General features: G+C 48.5%; 15 protein-coding genes and 1 pseudogene. 13 read left to right on the top strand and 3 right to left on the bottom strand.

Annotation, left to right across the window (positions count from 1 at the left end):
- Window positions 1–18: 18 nt before the first annotated feature.
- The 8 genes and pseudogenes from D9734_RS16740 to D9734_RS16705 all read left to right on the top strand — a co-directional run bounded on the left by D9734_RS16740 (window position 19) and on the right by D9734_RS16705 (window position 7,752).
- Window positions 19–2,610, top strand: a complete 2,592-nt coding sequence (locus D9734_RS16740) for a fimbrial biogenesis usher protein (protein WP_165383293.1) — start codon at window positions 19–21, stop codon at window positions 2,608–2,610.
- Window positions 2,610–3,173 carry a fimbrial protein gene (locus tag D9734_RS16735; protein WP_130209029.1) on the top strand — a complete coding sequence of 188 codons (564 nt, stop codon included), beginning with the start codon at window positions 2,610–2,612 and terminating at the stop codon, window positions 3,171–3,173. The genes D9734_RS16740 and D9734_RS16735 overlap by 1 nt, the downstream gene beginning before the upstream one ends.
- Before the next feature lie 7 nt (window positions 3,174–3,180).
- The gene (locus D9734_RS16730; RefSeq protein ID WP_130209027.1) at window positions 3,181–3,705 is read left to right on the top strand and encodes a fimbrial protein; all 525 of its coding nucleotides are present in this window, start codon (window positions 3,181–3,183) and stop codon (window positions 3,703–3,705) included.
- Window positions 3,671–4,447, top strand: coding sequence for a molecular chaperone (locus tag D9734_RS16725; RefSeq protein WP_130209025.1), 777 nt, complete (start codon window positions 3,671–3,673; stop codon window positions 4,445–4,447). Before D9734_RS16730 ends, D9734_RS16725 begins: the two co-directional genes overlap by 35 nt.
- A 13-nt stretch (window positions 4,448–4,460) precedes the next feature.
- Window positions 4,461–5,591 (top strand): fimbrial protein, encoded by a 1,131-nt coding sequence (locus D9734_RS16720; RefSeq protein ID WP_205712821.1) that lies wholly within the window; start codon window positions 4,461–4,463, stop codon window positions 5,589–5,591.
- 130 nt (window positions 5,592–5,721) lie between these two features.
- A complete protein-coding gene (locus D9734_RS16715) occupies window positions 5,722–6,699 on the top strand; it encodes a PstS family phosphate ABC transporter substrate-binding protein (protein WP_130209023.1) in 978 nt (325 codons plus the stop codon).
- A gap of 104 nt (window positions 6,700–6,803) precedes the next feature.
- Window positions 6,804–7,150: pseudogene (locus tag D9734_RS16710) on the top strand (hypothetical protein).
- Between the two features lie 2 nt (window positions 7,151–7,152).
- Window positions 7,153–7,752, top strand: coding sequence for a hypothetical protein (locus D9734_RS16705; RefSeq protein WP_130209021.1), 600 nt, complete (start codon window positions 7,153–7,155; stop codon window positions 7,750–7,752).
- Between the two features lie 57 nt (window positions 7,753–7,809).
- Here D9734_RS16705 and glpD read toward each other — a convergent pair whose 3' ends face one another.
- Window positions 7,810–9,315 carry a glycerol-3-phosphate dehydrogenase gene (glpD, locus tag D9734_RS16700; protein WP_130209019.1) on the bottom strand — a complete coding sequence of 502 codons (1,506 nt, stop codon included), beginning with the start codon at window positions 9,313–9,315 and terminating at the stop codon, window positions 7,810–7,812.
- 189 nt (window positions 9,316–9,504) lie between these two features.
- On the opposite strand from glpD, the gene glpE reads away from it, so the two are divergent.
- Genes glpE through D9734_RS16685 form a run of 3 tightly spaced genes read left to right on the top strand, consistent with a single transcriptional unit; the run spans window position 9,505 to window position 11,481 of the window.
- The gene (gene glpE, locus D9734_RS16695) at window positions 9,505–9,831 is read left to right on the top strand and encodes a thiosulfate sulfurtransferase GlpE (RefSeq protein WP_054494570.1); all 327 of its coding nucleotides are present in this window, start codon (window positions 9,505–9,507) and stop codon (window positions 9,829–9,831) included.
- A 44-nt stretch (window positions 9,832–9,875) separates the two neighbouring features.
- Window positions 9,876–10,706: a rhomboid family intramembrane serine protease GlpG gene (glpG, locus tag D9734_RS16690; protein WP_130209017.1), complete on the top strand. Its 831-nt coding sequence runs from the start codon at window positions 9,876–9,878 to the stop codon at window positions 10,704–10,706.
- A 16-nt stretch (window positions 10,707–10,722) separates the two neighbouring features.
- Window positions 10,723–11,481, top strand: coding sequence for a DeoR/GlpR family transcriptional regulator (locus D9734_RS16685; RefSeq protein WP_130209015.1), 759 nt, complete (start codon window positions 10,723–10,725; stop codon window positions 11,479–11,481).
- Here the strand turns inward: D9734_RS16685 and rtcR are convergent.
- Entirely contained in the window at window positions 11,463–13,061 is a 1,599-nt protein-coding gene (rtcR, locus tag D9734_RS16680; RefSeq protein WP_130209013.1) for a DNA-binding transcriptional regulator RtcR, read from the bottom strand. The genes D9734_RS16685 and rtcR overlap by 19 nt on opposite strands.
- Before the next feature lie 186 nt (window positions 13,062–13,247).
- Between rtcR and rtcB the strand changes: the two genes are divergently transcribed.
- Window positions 13,248–14,474, top strand: coding sequence for an RNA-splicing ligase RtcB (gene rtcB / locus D9734_RS16675; RefSeq protein ID WP_130209011.1), 1,227 nt, complete (start codon window positions 13,248–13,250; stop codon window positions 14,472–14,474).
- A 3-nt stretch (window positions 14,475–14,477) separates the two neighbouring features.
- Entirely contained in the window at window positions 14,478–15,494 is a 1,017-nt protein-coding gene (gene rtcA, locus D9734_RS16670; RefSeq protein WP_130209202.1) for an RNA 3'-terminal phosphate cyclase, read from the top strand.
- A 42-nt stretch (window positions 15,495–15,536) separates the two neighbouring features.
- Here rtcA and malT read toward each other — a convergent pair whose 3' ends face one another.
- Window positions 15,537–18,242, bottom strand: coding sequence for an HTH-type transcriptional regulator MalT (gene malT, locus D9734_RS16665; RefSeq protein WP_130209009.1), 2,706 nt, complete (start codon window positions 18,240–18,242; stop codon window positions 15,537–15,539).
- Between the last annotated feature and the right edge of the window lie 345 nt (window positions 18,243–18,587).

Below are 18,587 nucleotides of genomic sequence, written 5' to 3'. Positions count from 1 at the left end.
GCAACTCAGGTCAGGGATATGAACCTAAAGCTCAGAAAACTCGAACACTGGATGGCAAGGAAAAAGCAGATGAGGCTGTGTATACCGCTTCTCCTGACACTTTTGCCTACGTGTTCAGTGGCGGGTATGCGCTTTAATCCTGCCTTTTTGTCGGGTGATACAGAAGCTGTTGCTGATTTATCTCGTTTTGAGAAAGGGATGACGTATCTGCCAGGTAGCTATGAGGTTGAAATATGGGTCAATGATTCGCCTTTGACATCACGTAAGGTTACTTTCAAAGCTGATGAGCAGAATCAGTTGATTCCCTGTTTTTCGCTCGATGAGTTAGTTACTTTAGGAATTAACAAAAGTGCATTGCCGGAGCAGGCGCAAGCAGAGGGAAATCATTGTCTCGATTTACGTATATGGTTTGCTGAAGTTCAATATACTCCTGAACTGGATGCGCAACGACTCAAACTGACCTTCCCGCAGGCAATATTAAAGCATGAAGCACGTGGTTATATCCCACCTGAGGAATGGGATAATGGTATCCCGGCAGTTCTTATTAATTATGACTTTTCTGGTAACAGCGATCGTGGAGACTATGCGTCTGATAGTTATTATTTAAATCTTCGTTCAGGTTTAAATTTAGGGGCGTGGCGTTTTCGTGATTATTCTACATGGAGTCGTTCAGCTAATTCATCGGGTAAAATTGCACATGTGAGTAGTACGTTACAACGAGTAATTATTCCTTTTAAAAGTGAGTTAACACTAGGTGATACCTGGTCTTCATCGGATATTTTCGACAGCGTGAGTATTCGTGGTGCTAAACTTGAATCCGATGAAAACATGCTACCAGATAGCCAAAGTGGTTTTGCCCCCACTGTGCGCGGTATTGCTAAAAGTAATGCTCAGGTAACGATTAAACAAAATGGCTATGTTATTTATCAGACATATACTCCTCCCGGACCTTTTGAAATCAACGATCTGAACCCTACGTCTTCCGCAGGGGATTTGGAAGTTACGATCAAAGAGTCTGATAATTCCGAAACTGTCTATACTATTCCTTACGCCGCTGTACCCATCCTTCAACGCGAAGGACATATTAAATATTCCGCAACTGCCGGTAAATATCGTAGTAATAGCTATAATCAAAATAATCCGAATATCTTTCAAGGCGATTTGATTTGGGGGTTACCCTGGGATATTACCGCCTATGGAGGGATACAATACTCTGATAATTATCGGGCAATAGCACTCGGGCTTGGGTTCAACCTTGGTATGTTTGGTGCGACCTCATTTGATTTGACGCAAGCCAATAGCACACTTGCTGATGGCAGTAAACATCAAGGGCAATCGTACCGTTTTCTATATTCAAAATCGTTAGTGCAAACAGGTACAGCTTTTCAGATTATTGGTTATCGCTACTCGACGGAGGGATTTTATTCGTTGAGTGATACCACATACAAACAAATGTCGGGTACGGTTATCGATCCAGATACCCTTAATGAAAAAGACTATGTTTATAACTGGAATGATTTTTATAATTTACGTTATAACAAAAAAGGAAAATTTCAGGCAAATATATCACAACCATTGGGCGAATATGGCTCTATGTATTTGGCAGCGAGTCAACAAACTTACTGGAATACGAATAATAAAGATACCTTATACCAGGCTGGCTATAATACGAGTGTGCATGGGGTTTATTTAAACATTGCTTATAATTACAGCAAATCACCAGGTTCAGATGCGGACAGAATCTTATCCGTCAATATATCATTGCCGATCAGCAATTGGTTATCACCAGCAGTCGATGGGCGCACTGCGACAAATTCTATGACAGCGACCTATGGTTACAGTCAGGATAATAGCGGTCATGTGAATCAGTATGCTGGAGTATCTGGCTCACTGCTGGAACAACATAATCTCAACTATAATATTCAACAAAATTTTGCCAATCAGAATAATACCGGAAATGGCTCGGTAGGTTTAAATTACCGCGGTACTTATGGTTCACTAAATTCCGGATACAGCTACGATAATAATGGTAACCAGCAATTCAACTATGGTTTAAGTGGCGCCTTGGTTGTTCACGAAAATGGTATCACGCTAAGCCAGCCGTTAGGTGAAACAAATATACTGATAAAAGCACCTGGGGCAAACAATGTAAATGTGGAACGCGGAACGGGGGTTAAGACAGACTGGCGTGGCTATGCTGTCGTACCTTATGCCACGGAATATCGGCGTAATAATATCTCTTTAGACCCTATGTCTATGAACATGCATACAGAATTAGATGCCACTAGCATGGAAGTGATACCCAGTAAAGGCGCTTTAGTTCGCGCTGAGTTTAATGCCCATGTCGGTATTCGTGCTTTATTTAATTTGAGCTATCGTAATAAACCAGTTCCATTTGGTGCGACGGCCAGTGTACCCACTGAGGGAACCACTCAGATTACAGGAATAGTGGGTGACAGTGGGCAGGTTTATCTCTCCGGTTTGCCTTTGCAAGGCATAATAAATATACAGTGGGGAGAAAGTTCTTATCAGCAATGTCAGGCAAGCTATCAATTACCGGAAAGTGAGCTAGATAATGCTATTAGCTATGCAAATCTGGAGTGCCGCTGATGAATATATTACAGAAATTTATTTTATTAATTTTCACTTCATTATCCATGATGGTGGTTTCATATAATGCACTGGCTAACGATACCGTAGTGGTCACATTTACAGGCCAGTTATTAGCAAAAACGTGTGATATTACAGCTGGAAGTAAAGACCAGCCAGTAAACATGGGAACTTATGACGTCAATGATTTTTTAAATGTGGGAGATGTTTCTGGTAGCCGTACATTTACAATAAATCTGGAAGGGTGTCCAACGACAACCAGCACTGTTTATAGTTCAGGAGTTAGTGCTAATGTGCGGTTTAGCGGGGATACAGATGCTATCAATACCACCTTATTACGCCTTACTTCCAGTGCAGATAGTGCAACTGGAGTGGGCGTCGAAATTTTAGATAGCAATGATAAAATTATAGCAATTAATGGTGAGTCAGGCTTCCGGGAATTAGTTTTAGATAATAATGGCGATGCCAGTTTGGCCTTTAAACTCCGCTATAAGTCAACTCAGCAAAACGTACATGCGGGGCAGGCGAATGCACTGTTGTACTTTGATATAGACTATCAGTGAGGATAATATGACGCGCTATTGGAATTTAATTGCTCTGTTATTCTCCGTGATATCAATACCATCCATTGCTGATGATACAACGCATGCAGGTATTGTACGTATAGAAGGAATAATAACGGCAAAGACTTGTATTGTTGCCGATGAGTCTAAAAATTTCACGGTTAACATGCCTGATGTTCCCAGTTATAGGGTTAAAAATTCAGGGGATATCACTGAAAAAATTGACTTCTCTATAAAATTAACCCGATGTGGCAGTGATGTCAGTAATGCCAATATCAAATTTGATGGAGCATCAGTGAGTGAAGATACCACTCTGTATAAACTGGAAGAGGGATCTGTTGAGGGGTTAGCACTGGCTATTTATGATAACAACAAACAAAGTATTAGTAATGGTATAAAAAGTACCAGTTATGCCCTTACGCCATTGGTAGATAATACATTGCATTTCTTTGCTGCTTATAAAGCGATAAAAAATGATGTACAACCAGGAGATGCGAATGCATCAGTTTCCTTTATCGTCACTTATGATTAATGTGCTGATATGCTTTTTAATATGTTGCGTAAATGCGCAAGCAGGGGTTGTCGTTGGCGGTACCCGTTTTGTTTACCCAGAAAAGCAGTCATCAATTTCGGTCGAGCTTAAAAATACTGCCAGTAAAGATATGCTGGTTAAAATTTCCGTGACACCTGATGATGGACGTCAGTTAAATGGGACAGTAGAATCTCAGCCTTTACTTCCAGATAAGGCATTTATTGCTACGCCACCATTATTGGTTCTTAAACAAGATAAAAATACCAAAATAAGAATTAATCGCGTAGGTGGTCAGTTACCTACAGATCGTGAGAGTTTATTTATACTGAATGTTGCTGCGTTACCTGCTCAGGAACAAGACTCACAGCTTAAGCACGAAAATCAACTCCAGGTAGCTGTACGCAACCGGATGAAAATATTTTATCGCCCGGAGGCGTTATCAGGTAATCCACTTAACGCTTATCAGCAGTTACGCTGGTCGCGAAGCAATGAGGCTGTCACTGTTTTTAATCCTACACCCTGGTATGTGACACTCTATAATTTATCTATTGATGGTAAAAACATAAATGGTGGCATGGTCGCACCATTTAGCCATCGTCAACAGAATTGGTGTCAGGGGCAAGGATATTGCGAGATTAATTGGCAGACGTTGGATCTTTACAATAATGCTTTACCTGTATGGAGTGTGAAATTAAATGTTTTGCAAAATAATGCTATGGGTACAGCAGCGATACATGGATAACTGGAGAGGCATGATGTTTACTTGTTTTTGGGGAAATGTAAAAGCAATTTTTATATTTTCTATTCTTTTAATCAGTAATTTCTATAACATTGTGTATGCTGAAGATATGGGACGTGATCGCGCTTTTTGTTATCCTGGTTCTCCTGGTAATAACAGTACGCCAGCAGTATTTTCTTATAATTTTGGTACTATTACTGTCTCTGATGTTAATAATAACTCTCCTGGAACGGTATTACCAACGCAGAACTGGAAAATAGGACGTTATAAGGCATATTGCAATTCTCTTGATGATTATGAAGTTTATTTTTCCGGTGTGTCTGGAATTGACCCGTCGGGAGCATCTGGTGATCATCAGGGGAGCGATATATTTATTCCTCTGACTCATGAAATATCTGTCTCGACACATATAAAACTCTATAATAAAAATGGCACAATGACAGATAAAACAGTACCTTTTGATAACTATAGCACCAATTATCCAGCAGACAGAAGTAAACCATCTGATTGGACCTCAGGAACAGAGGGATATATAAAAATCAGACTGGATAAAAAAATAATATCCGATGTCTCAATAAATAGTGTGCTACTAGTTTCTTTGTACGTTAGCCAGTTCCCAACTGAACATGGCCCCGTTCCTGTATTTAATGCTTATATTGGCAACTTAAATATTGAGGTTCCACAAGGCTGCACAATTAATGAGGGCACCAGTTTTACCGTTAATATGCCTGATGTCTGGGCTAGTGAGTTAAGTCGGGCTGGCGCTGGAGTGAAGCCAACAGGTATTTCTCCAGTTGCAACCACTATTCCGATCAATTGCACGAACAAAGATATTGATGCCGTAATGACGCTGGTTTTTGATGGAAATATTTCATCAACGAGAGATGTTAACGGTCGGCAAAGTATTCTTCAGGCGGAGGATAACCCAGACGTTGGCATTATGATTATGGATAGCCAACAGGAGTCCGTAGATTTGAACGCTCTTGCTACTCATGTTGGAGTACCATTTAAGTTAATAGAAAACCGGGCAGCATCCGCTCAGACGGCAGACGTGACTTTTCTGTCTCTCCCCGTCAGTACCACAGGGCGACTACCTGCCGCGGGGCGTTATAACACCCTGGCTGTTTTACGGGTGGAATATCAGTGATATGTGAGTCAGTGCAGAAACGGATTAGCCCGCTTTTAGCCATCGGTAGGGCAGAGCCTGGTGGAAGATGTGGGATATGTGCCGATGTATCCAACAATGAAATAAAATTCGATGCAAAGGAATCAGCGCGATGAATAAATTCACAGGCGTTTTACTGTTAGGTGCAGTATTACTGGCGGGATGCGCCGACCGGGAAGCCTACTATAACAGTGTCAGGGAAGAAGAGAGTCGGGGACTGACTTCTCTGCGGGGAGAACCTGAATTACGTTACAGCGATGATTGGTCAAGATGGCCGAGAGTGTACGGTGCAACAGCTTTATACCCGCTGTATGCTTCTGCATATTATGAATTAGTACCGGAGCCGAAAGATGCGGATCAAACTTCGCTGGCCTGGCAGGCGTATGGTTTACAGCAAACCCGAACAGCGGAAGCCTACGATAGTCTGATTAAAGGTACTGCGACAGTTATTTTTGTCGCGCAACCTTCTGAAGGACAGAAAAAACGTGCAGAAGAAGCGGGAGTTAAGCTGAAATATACCGCGTTTGCCCGCGAAGCCTTTGTCTTTATCGTTGATATCAAAAACCCGGTTAATTCGCTTAGCGAACAGCAGGTCAAAGACATTTTTAGCGGTAAAGTGAGTCGCTGGAATAAAGTAGGCGGTGGTGACGACTGCATAAAAGTCTGGCAGCGGCCAGAAGATTCAGGAAGCCAAACGGTTATGAAGGGACTGGTTATGCAAGACACTCCAATGCTGCCAGCCAAAAAATCCACTGTTATTGATCTTATGGGCGGTTTAATTACCGAAGTCGCCGACTATCAAAACACACCATCTTCCATTGGATACACCTTCCACTATTACGTCACACGTATGAATGACAATATGCTCAAAATGCGCAAACAGATCAAACTGCTGGCTATAAACGGTGTTGCGCCTACAGAGGAAAATATCCGTAACGGCACTTATCCGTACATAATTGATGCTTATATGGTGACGCGTGAAAACTCCACGCCGGAGACGCAGAAATTCGTCGACTGGTTTTTAAGCCCGCAGGGGCAGCAATTGGTAGAGGATGTGGGATATGTGCCGCTGTATAAAACGCAACCTTAAAGCAGGAGAAATAATATGGATACTACTATTATTCGCCTGAACGCAGCAAATGTTCGTTTTATCTATCAGCCGTTTACACACGACCAGCGGGCGAGGGGATAATTATGCAACCCAGCCCCGCCATGCAGGCATTAATTGAGCAGATATATCACACCTTTCACCGTTATCCGGTGCCGAAGCAATGTGTGGTTTGTTGTGAATATTGCCTGAGTCAGCAGGAACAAATAGTAGCTTTGAGCAGGATGATGACGATAAAGCTATTACCGCCCAAATCAATACCTGGGCTGACAACAAGCAATCCATCCTGAAAGAACGCGCGCGGCAAGCGATTGAAAACCCGCTTAAACAGCCTGAACAGGGCACACGATATCAGGTCTGGGAAGATGACTGGATGGTTGATGAGTGTTTATGCGCGATGTATGACGCATCATCCGAATCCTCAGGACAATAAAGATGAATAAAATCAGACTTTATATTCCCCCGCTAATTCTCGGCTTTATTATTGTACCGTTGTTGATATGGCCGACGGTAGTTGCGCTGGCTGCTTCTGTTATAACGCTGAGTTTTCTGGGGGAGATACTGTTCTCTATCCCGCTCATGATCAGGCGTATTTCATTTCTGGAATTACAACTTTGGTTATCGGTCGAATATGCGCTTTTCTTCTGTGTAATGTGCTGCGTCGGTTGGCAATTTGCTCGCAGAACTCAATCTGAATTGAAAAGCAGACTCCATTGTTGGCTGGTATTCGCACCAGTTTATTTCTGGTTGCTGCTGTGGAATATCATTTTTTATGTCGCGCCAGCGCAAATTGCTTTGCTGGAGAATATGCGCAGTTTCTTTCTGACAGTCGTCTGGCTCCCACTGAATTTTTCGCCATTTTGGTCCCAACCGTGGACTGGCTTTGTCGGCCCGATAAGTGCACAGCTTGGTTTTGCGTTGGGATATTATTGCCAGTGGCGTAGCAAAAATAGAAGCCAGGGGCGGATGTGGAGCGAGTGGGGAACGTGCCTTAGTTTTGTTACGTTGGGTATGATGGCGTGGGCTTTGCGGTAATTCCCTGAATCAAAAAGTAGGTCAGATTGAAATCTGACCTGACCACTTTACGTTAAATCACGACGCCAGCGACAACTTCTGCTGCGTATACTCCACCAGCCACTGACTCACACGAGACTGTTGTTCCGCATTCAGCCACATGCCTTGTTTTGTGCGACGCCACAGGGCATCGTCGGCGCGACGGACCCATTCGTGATCCACCAAGTATTTCAGCTCCGCTTCGTAAAACTCATGACCGAAATCTTCCCCGAGGTCGCTTATCGCCCCCGCATTGCCGAGCAGCAGCTCGCTGTTGCTGCCGTAAGTGCGCGCGTAATGACGTGCCAGCGATTCCGTAATGAATGGATAGCGGCGGCGCAAGCGGGCGGCGTAGTCATCGCGGTCGCCTTCAATGGCACCACCCGGCAGCACGCTCTCTTTCGTCCATGCCGGGCCAATGCCCTGATAATACGGCGTTAGTTTTTCCAGCGCGTGTTCCGCCAGTTTGCGGTAGGTGGTCAGCTTACCGCCAAATACCGACAGCAGCGGTGCTTTGCCATTTTCATCATGAATATCAAGGGTGTAATCACGGGTAATAGCCTGCGGCGAGTCGGACTCATCATCACACAGTGGGCGCACGCCGGAGTAGGTCCAGACGATATCATCCCGGCTTAACTGCTTTTTAAAGTGCGTGTTATACACTTTCAGCAGGTAATTGATTTCACTCTCTTCAATCTTCACTGCTTTCGGATCACCTTTGTATTCCACATCGGTGGTGCCGATGATGGAAAACTCGTCCATCCACGGGATCACAAAGACAATACGTTTATCTTCGTTTTGCAGAATGTAGGCTTGTTTTTGGGTATGCACGCGCGGCACCACAATATGGCTGCCTTTGATCAGGCGAATGCCATAAGGCGAGGGCAAATGCATGCCGTCGTCGAAGAACTGTTTCACCCACGGGCCAGTGGCGTTAACCAGGCCGCGCGCCTGCCATGTATATTTTTTGCCAGTATCGATATCTTCCGCTTCCACAATCCACAGGCCGTTTTCGCGGCGAGCAGAAGTGGCACGAGTACGAGTAAGCACTTCACCGCCTTTACGCACCACCATCTGGGCGTTGGCGAGTACCAGACGGGCGTCGTCTACCCAACAGTCGGAATATTCGAATCCGCGCTTAATTTCCGGTTTTAACACTGAATTTGCGCCAAAACGCAAACCGGTTGATCCCGGCAGGCTGGTGCGTTTGCCCAGATGATCGTACATGAACAGACCAATACGAATCATCCACGCCGGGCGCAGATGCGGACGATGCGGCAGGCGAAAACGCATCGGGAAGGCGATATGCGGCGCCATTTTCAGTAGCACTTCACGTTCGGCCAGCGCCTCGCTGACCAGTCGGAATTCATAGTGCTCAAGGTAGCGCAGGCCACCGTGAATGAGTTTTGAACTGGCGGAGGAGGTCGCGCAAGCGAGATCCTGGGCTTCCAGCATCAGCACGGATAAACCGCGTCCAGCGGCGTCTGCCGCGATACCAGCACCATTGATGCCGCCACCTATCACAATCAGATCTTTGGTTTCCATGCTGCCCTCATTCACTTTCGTTAAAGCTCATAAATGTTCGTTATCGAGCATATTAGCAAAGAATCGCGCTTTGGGTAACATTGAAAAAACATTTTAGAGTGATATGTATAACATTATGGCGTTTATCTGCCGCTTCGACGTAAACTGTGCGGTAAATTTGCCCACTTGTTTGTAAAGAAAGAGAGACGCATGGATCAGTTCGAATGTATTAACGTTGCCGACGCGCACCAGAAGTTGCAGGAAAAAGAGGCGGTGCTGGTCGATATTCGCGATCCACAGAGTTTCGCTATGGGGCATGCGGTGCAGGCTTTCCATTTAACCAACGACACGCTGGGCGCGTTTATGCGTGATAACGACTTCGATACGCCGGTGATGGTGATGTGTTACCACGGTAATAGCAGCAAAGGCGCGGCGCAGTATCTGCTGCAACAGGGCTACGATGTGGTCTATAGCATTGATGGCGGTTTTGAAGCCTGGCAACGTCAGTTTCCCACAGAGGTGGCGTACGGCGCGTAAGGCTTTATACTGTCCCCTTTTGTGTGGAATAAGCGACAGCAACAATGTTGATGATTACCTCTTTTGCTAACCCCCGCGTGGCGCAGGCGTTTGTCGATTACATGGCGACGCAGGGTGTTATCCTCACGATTCAACAACATAATCAAAGCGATGTCTGGCTGGCGGATGAATCCCAGGCTGAACGTGTGCGGGCGGAGCTGGCGCGTTTTCTCGAAAACCCGGCTGATCCGCGTTATCTCGCTGCCAGCTGGCAGGCGGGCCATACCGGCAGTGGCCTGCATTATCGCCGTTATCCTTTCTTTGCTGTCTTGCGTGAACGTGCAGGTCCGGTAACCTGGGTGATGATGATCGCCTGCGTGCTGGTGTTTATCGCCATGCAAATCCTTGGCGATCAGGACGTGATGCTATGGTTGGCCTGGCCATTCGATCCGACGCTGAAATTTGAGTTCTGGCGCTACTTCACCCATGCGTTAATGCATTTCTCACTAATGCATATCCTCTTTAACTTGCTCTGGTGGTGGTATCTCGGCGGTGCGGTGGAAAAACGCCTCGGTAGCGGTAAGCTAATTGTCATTACTCTCATTAGCGCCCTGTTAAGTGGCTATGTGCAGCAAAAATTCAGCGGGCCGTGGTTTGGCGGGCTTTCTGGCGTGGTGTATGCGCTGATGGGCTACGTCTGGCTACGTGGCGAACGCGATCCGCAAAGTGGCATTTACCTACAACGTGGGTTAATCATCTTCGCGCTGATCTGGATTGTCGCCGGATGGTTTGATTTGTTTGGGATGTCGATGGCGAACGGAGCACACATCGCCGGGTTAGCCGTGGGTTTAGCGATGGCTTTTGTTGATTCGCTCAATGCGCGAAAACGAAAATAATTCCAGGGATTTATAAATGAAACAAACACAACGTCACAACGGTATTATCGAACTGGTTAAACAGCAGGGTTATGTCAGCACCGAAGAGCTGGTAGAGCATTTCTCCGTCAGCCCGCAGACTATTCGCCGCGACCTCAACGAGCTGGCAGAGCAAAACCTGATCCTGCGCCATCATGGCGGTGCGGCGCTGCCTTCCAGTTCGGTTAACACGCCGTGGCACGATCGCAAGGCCACCCAGACCGAAGAAAAAGAGCGCATCGCCCGTAAAGTGGCGGAGCAAATCCCCAACGGCTCGACGCTGTTTATCGATATTGGCACCACGCCGGAAGCGGTGGCGCACGCGCTGCTCAATCACAGCAATTTGCGCATTGTCACCAACAATCTCAACGTTGCTAACACGTTGATGGTAAAAGAAGATTTTCGCATTATTCTCGCCGGAGGCGAATTACGCAGCCGCGATGGCGGGATCATTGGCGAAGCGACGCTCGATTTTATCTCTCAGTTCCGTCTGGACTTTGGCATTCTGGGGATCAGCGGCATCGATAGCGACGGCTCGCTGCTGGAGTTCGATTACCACGAAGTTCGCACCAAACGCGCCATTATTGAGAACTCGCGTCACGTTATGCTGGTTGTCGATCACTCGAAATTTGGCCGTAACGCGATGGTCAATATGGGCAGCATCAACATGGTTGATGCCGTCTACACCGACGCCCCGCCGCCAGCGGGCGTGATGCAGGTGCTGACGGACCATCATATTCAACTGGAGCTGTGCTGATCCTGCACGGCTTCCCACGTCAGACCAAAACGCGCCAGGTATTTGCGTAGCCGATCCGCGTCATTGACGCTGGCTTTGCCCTGGCGCGAAACGTCAAAAAGTTCACGTCCGGCAGCGGAAAGCGATTTTGCCTGGCGACAAACGGCGATAACGTTTTCCAGTTGCAGGCGGTCGAAGAGATCGATGTTCTCCACCTCTGCGCCTAACAACGTCGTAAGTGCCGAAGGGCGGCTCTCCTGCCAGTTATAGCGCAGACGGTTTATCTCATCTTCAACCACTTCCAGAGTGATGCGTCCGCTAGTGGCAAAGGTTGCCATCCGCGTAACGCTGGCAGAAAGCTCGCGAAAGTTACCGCGCCATGTTGCCTGGGGAGATGTCGCAAAGGCCAGCCAGGCACGCCGCGCTTCGGTGTTAAAACGCACGCTGTCGCCGGTGAGCGCGGCGTGGCGCTCCACTTCATAATCCAGGTTCGGTTCAATATCTTCCTGGCGCTGGCGTAGACCCGGCAGGGTGAAGGTCCACAGATTGATCCGCGCGTACAGATCTTCGCGAAATTTGCCTTCGGCAACCAGCTGGCGCAAATCGCGCACCGTTCCGGCGATAAGCTGAAAATCACTGCTCACCTGGCGATCGCTGCCAAACGGGTAAAAGGTTTTCTCTTCAATGGCTTTCAGCAGCATTGCCTGTTCGTCTGCGCCCAGTTCGCCAATCTCATCGAGAAACAACATCCCGCCGTTGGCGCTACGTAGCAGCCCTTCCCGCGATTCCCGCGCCCCGGTAAACGCGCCTTTAACATGACCAAACAGCGCTGACATGGCGGTATCGCCGCGCAGAGTGGCGCAGTTCACTTCCACAAACGCGCCGCTAAACTGATGCCGCGTCTGTTTTAATTCAAAGATGCGTCGCGCCAGAAATGACTTACCTGCGCCAGTCGGGCCGTTAAGCAGGATCGGTGCGCGGGATTTAATCGCCACTTTTTCGATCTGCTCAATCATGCGGTTGAAGTGGGGGTTACGCGTGGCAATGCCGGATTTGAGGAAATCGAGGGTTTGCTGGCGTTCTTCAGCAAAGCGGCTGGCGATGGCGTTATAACGGCTTAAATCGAGATCGATGATCGTCACTTCACCTGCGCCGCGCGGTTGTTCTTTTTTGCGCGGTGGTGAAGATTGTATCAGCCGGGCGGGCAGGTAACGCGCTTCCGCCAGCAGAAACCAGCAAATCTGTGCAACGTGGGTGCCGGTGGTGATGTGAATTAAATAGTCTTCTTTATCAGGTTGGAATGCGTAACCACGGGCGAAGTCATGCAGGCAGGCGTAAACCTCTTCGAAATCCCACGGGTTATGCAGTTCAATCTCAACGCCCATTACTTCTGTTTCTGGCGAAACGCTGGCGATATCGCGTTTAAGCGTTTCAAATAGCGAGCGCGATCGGGCGTCGTGCAACAATTCCAGTCGATCGATGACCAACGATTCTTGCTGGCATAAACAGAGTGTCGGACGCCATTTTGACCAGCGCTGACTGCCGCGTCCGGCATAATCCAGGACGGTGCCGACAAAACCAAAAGCCACTGTTTTACGCATCTTAGATATCCTTATAAAAGACGATATTTCATTATCGGTAAATTGGCTTTGCGGAAAATCTCCGTTTACGGACGTAAAGATATAATCTATTTAAAAACAATGAATTAAAAAATTAAGCTGCTTATTTAATTTTCTGGCACGACGGTTGCAATTATCAGGACATACCAACGAAAAGAGAAAAACAAAATGAATTACGAATTACTGACCACTGAAAATGCCCCGGTAAAAATGTGGACCAAAGGCGTGCCGGTAGAAGCCGATGCGCGTCAGCAACTTATTAATACGGCGAAGATGCCGTTTATTTTCAAACATATTGCGGTAATGCCTGATGTACACCTGGGTAAAGGTTCCACCATTGGCAGCGTTATCCCGACCAAAGGGGCGATTATTCCGGCGGCGGTGGGCGTGGATATCGGCTGTGGAATGAACGCGCTGCGTACCGCGTTAACGGCGGCGGACCTGCCTGAAAACTTGGCGGAGCTGCGTCAGGCGATTGAAACTGCCGTACCGCACGGGCGTTCCAATAATCGTAGCCGTCGTGATAAAGGCGCATGGGAAAATCCGCCTGTTAACGTCGATGCTAAATGGGCTGAGCTTGAAGCCGGTTATCAGTGGTTAACACAAAAATATCCGCGCTTCCTCAATACCAATAATTATAAACACCTGGGAACGCTGGGAACGGGTAACCACTTTATTGAAATCTGCCTTGATGAGTCGGACCAGGTGTGGATTATGCTGCACTCCGGTTCACGCGGAATTGGTAACGCCATCGGGACTTATTTTATCGATCTGGCGCAAAAAGAGATGCAGGACCAGCTTGAAACGTTGCCGTCGCGTGACCTGGCGTACTTTATGGAAGGTACGGAATACTTTGATGATTACCTGAAAGCTGTGGCCTGGGCGCAGCTTTTTGCCAGCCTTAACCGCGATGCGATGATGGAAAACGTGGTAACGGCGTTGCAGAGCGTTACGCAGAAAAAGGTAAGACAGCCGCAAACGCTGGCGATGGAAGAGATCAACTGTCACCACAACTATGTGCAAAAAGAACAGCACTTTGGCGAAGAGATCTATGTGACGCGTAAAGGGGCGGTGTCTGCGCGTGCTGGTCAATATGGAATTATTCCCGGTTCGATGGGGGCGAAAAGCTTTATCGTCCGTGGGCTGGGAAATGAAGAGTCGTTCTGTTCGTGCAGCCACGGTGCCGGACGGGTAATGAGCCGTACTAAAGCGAAAAAACTGTTCAGCGTGGAAGATCAAATTCGTGCCACCGCGCATGTGGAATGCCGTAAAGATGCCGAAGTGATCGACGAAATCCCGATGGCGTATAAAGATATTGATGCGGTGATGGCGGCACAAAGCGATCTGGTGGAAGTTATCTACACCCTGCGTCAGGTGGTGTGCGTAAAAGGATAAATGATGAAAAGGATGATTGCGCTGGATGGCGCACAGGGCGAAGGCGGCGGGCAGATCCTGCGCTCGGCGCTGAGTCTGTCGATGATAACCGGCCAGCCATTTACCATCACCGGCATTCGTGCCGGGCGGGCGAAACCGGGGCTGTTGCGCCAGCATCTGACCGCGGTAAAAGCGGCTGCGGAAATTTGTAGGGCAACGGTGGAAGGCGCGGAGCTGGGGTCGCAGCGTCTGGTCTTCCGGCCAGGTACCGTGCGCGGCGGCGATTACCGCTTTGCTATCGGTAGCGCCGGAAGCTGTACGCTGGTGCTGCAAACGGTGCTGCCTGCGCTGTGGTTTGCCGATGAGCCTTCTCGCGTAGAAGTGAGCGGCGGCACCGATAACCCGTCGGCCCCGCCTGCGGATTTTATGCGCCGGGTGCTGGAGCCGCTGCTGGCGAAAATAGGAATTCATCAGCAAACCACACTATTACGCCACGGTTTTTATCCTGCCGGAGGCGGCGTGGTGGCAACGGAAGTCGCGCCCGTGACATCGTTTAACACCTTGCTACTTGGCGAGCGCGGAAACATTACGCGGATGCGTGGTGAGGTGTTACTGGCTGGCGTGCCGAGGCATGTCGCTGAACGTGAAATCGCTACGCTGGCGGGGAGTTTTTCCCTGCATGAGCAGAATATTCATAACCTGCCGCGCGACCAGGGGGCGGGTAATACCGTCTCGCTTGAAGTCGAAAGTGAAAATATTACCGAACGCTTTTTCGTCGTCGGTGAAAAGCGCGTCAGCGCCGAAGTGGTCGCGGCACAACTGATAAAAGAGGTGAAGCGCTACCTGGCAAGCACGGCGGCGGTGGGGGAATATCTTGCTGACCAGCTAGTGTTGCCAATGGCGCTGGCGGGCGCGGGACAATTTACGGTCGCCCATCCCTCATGCCATCTGCTGACCAATATTGCGGTGGTGGAGCGTTTCTTGCCCGTGCGGTTCAGTCTGATAGAAACAGACGGCGTAACGCGAGTGAGCGTTGAATGATGCAGAGATGTCAGCCGGATCTGGCGCGTTATCCGGCTAAATTCACACTCCATACCCCATCATCTTCAGCAGTTTCTGCGCGTGTTGTACCGCAGCCTGGCGGTGGGCGACGCCGAGTTTTTGGTACAGATTGCGGATATGCGTCTTGATAGTGGTCGCCGCGACTTCCAGCTCGCCCGCAATTTGCTCGTTGCTGTAACCGGAGTAAATCAGCCCCAGCACCTGCCATTCGCGCTGGGTCAGCGGGCTGGTGCGGATTAGTTCTGGCACTTCCGGATGATTTAGCAGACGTTCAACGAAACTCTCATCGAAATGAGCGAATTTATGTCGATGATGTTGATTGATTTCCCGCAGAATACGCTGTGCGCGGTGCTGTTCCAGTTCCGGCAACGTATTGAGTTGAATCAGCTGACGTAACTGCTGCGCCATCGCTTCGCCTTCAATAACAAAATGACTGATAAATCCAGTGCGGTTTGCCAGTTTTAATGCATCCAGCAACACACGCTGGGCGTCGCTTTTACGCCCGGCTTGCCAGTACAACTGATTGAGTAGAAGCAGGTTACGGTTGAGGTCGCTCATCAACCGCAGACTGCGGGCGTTTTCGTTCAGTTCTTCGAGGACTATTTCCGCCGGTTCAAACTCTCCCAGCAAGATTTGTGCGCGGGCAATGTTGCGCCATTGACCTTGCAGGAAGTGATTGTTCGCAAACTCTGGTTTCGCAGTATGGCTCAGCCAGTTGGCGGCAGCCGCTTTATCTCCGGTCATTTGCCAGTAAATCACCCGGACTTTGTTGGCGTTAGAGATCCAGTCGCTGTGATATTTGCCATTCCCCAGCAGGTTTTCCAGACGGTTTAGCTGGCTACGGGCGTTATCTAAATCGCCACGGGCCAGCGAGCATTGGATCAACATTGCCAGGCACTGAAGCTGTTGCTGCGGCTGATAAGACGACAAGACTTCAATCCCGCTTCGTGCCGAGGCTTCGGCTTCATCCAGCCGCGCCCAGGCCCATAGCAGCTGTGCACGGATGCGCACCAGAAACTCATGCATCGGCAACTGTTCCAGATGCTGCTCGTTTATCAACTGGAACGCTTTTTCCTGTGTTTCCCATGCAGTTTGCAGGAACCCTTGGGCAAACAGAATTTCACTTTGCTGGATTAAACTCCACAAGGCGTAGTGCCAAACATCGTGCTGACGTGCCATTTGTTCGGTCTGCTGCATTAACGCCAGTGAACGGGTCAATTCACCTTTGCAGTGCAACACTTCGCCAAGCACGGAGGTTGCCACAATGCGGCTGTAGAACCAGCCCGGAGGCAGTTCTTCCAGTGCCAGTTTTGCCAGCCGTTCAGCTTCATCCGGATTGCCGTCGTTAATCGCCACCTGGGCGCGCAAAGCGTTAAATTCTGCGTGCATGGTGCCTTCTCTGATGTCCTTGATCTCATGCTCGGCACGTGCAAGCAGGGTGTTCACTTCGCCATAGCGATGTTGGCTTTGCATCAGCCACGCCTGCAACAACACCAGCTGTGGGTTTTCCAGCAGGCTGTCCCACGGCAGGGCGTTGAGCGACTCTTCCAGCAGTGACAGTTCGCTATGGTTGAACAAACTCCATGCGTGATTAAGCAGAATATCGCGCAGCATCAGCGCGTCGCCCGCGGCCAGCGCATGATGAATAGCTTCGCTGGGAAAACCTTGCGCCATCCAGCTTTCTGCAGCGGCACGATGAATTTCGGGCAGTTCCGCCGCCAGTTCCCACTGGCAGCGCTGGCGCAGGAAGTTGCCAAACAACGGGTGATAGCAGAACCACTCGCCGGTATCATCCATCCGTTGCAAAAACAGTCCCTGACGCTCAATTTCTTCGAGGCGCATTTGCCCGTTGTCTTCACCTGTCACGCGGGTGATTAGCGTATCGTTCATCGATCGCAAAATGGCACTTTTCAGCAGGAAATGACGTGTTGCCAGATCAACGTTATCTAACACTTCATCGACCAGATAATCAGAAAGATGGCTGGCATTAATGCCCGCCAGGCGACGTGCGGATTTGTGCGCAGAGTGGGTATTCTGTCGGACGGAGAGGGCGATTAATTGTAAAGCCGTTGCCCAACCAGAAACGTCATCGCAAATCCGGCTACTTTCAGCGGCTCCAATGGGCGAAGACAGACGGCAATCAAAAAACTGCTTGGCTTCCTGGTGGGTAAACGCCAGTTGCTGGCTGCCAATTTCCAGCAGTTGGTCACGTACACGCAAATTGGCAATACCCAGTTGCGGAAGATTGCGCGACAAAACTACCAGGGTCAGATTTTCCGGTTGATGACGAATAAAGAAGCGCATTGACTCGTGAATCACTGGGTTAGTGATCAGGTGATAATCGTCAATAACCAGGTAGAGCGGCTGGTGCCACTCTGCCAGTTCGATAAACAGTTGGGCAAAAAGTGAGGATAGACTGGCATATTGCCGCTTTTGCGCCATCACTTCACTGGCGGGGCAATGCCCGTTGGTGGCCTGTTGAATTGCGGCAATCAGGTAGCTGGCGAAACGTTCTTGCTGGTTATCACCGTCATCCAGCGAGTACCAGCCCAAATCGTTTTTGCCTGCCGCCCATTGGGATATGAGTGTGGTCTTTCCGTAGCCCGCAGGACTTGTGATCAGCACCAGCCTGAAGTTGTTCGCGCCGGAAAGTTTAGCCAGCAGGCGCTCACGAACCACGGTATGGTCGAGTCGAACCGGACGACTTAATTTTGACGGAATCAGCATAGTTAATCACTTCACTGTGGAAATTGAGGAAATATTATTTTTTTTGCGCTTCGTAATTAATGGTTATAAGGTCGGCTAGAAATCTGTGCAATGCAAGCGATGACGGTTTTTTATGTGTCTGAATTTGCACTCTGTCACAATTCAAAACCTTTATTAATGTTTCATCTTAAAACTACGCTGATCCAGCGTAGATACTGGATCTTATGGTGTTTTCTCATGGTTCAATAGTGTTATTAAAGCAATGATGCTTCCTTAATTCATGATGAAAGGTCTATCTAAAAAGATGATCTTAATAAATCTATTAAGAATGAGATGAATCACGATTGGTATTTCATTGCTGAAACT

This window comes from Escherichia sp. E14S1 (assembly GCF_004211995.1).
Taxonomy (GTDB): domain Bacteria; phylum Pseudomonadota; class Gammaproteobacteria; order Enterobacterales; family Enterobacteriaceae; genus Escherichia.
Note: the sequence above shows the minus strand (reverse complement) of the source record. Positions and strands in the feature narration are given on the sequence as shown.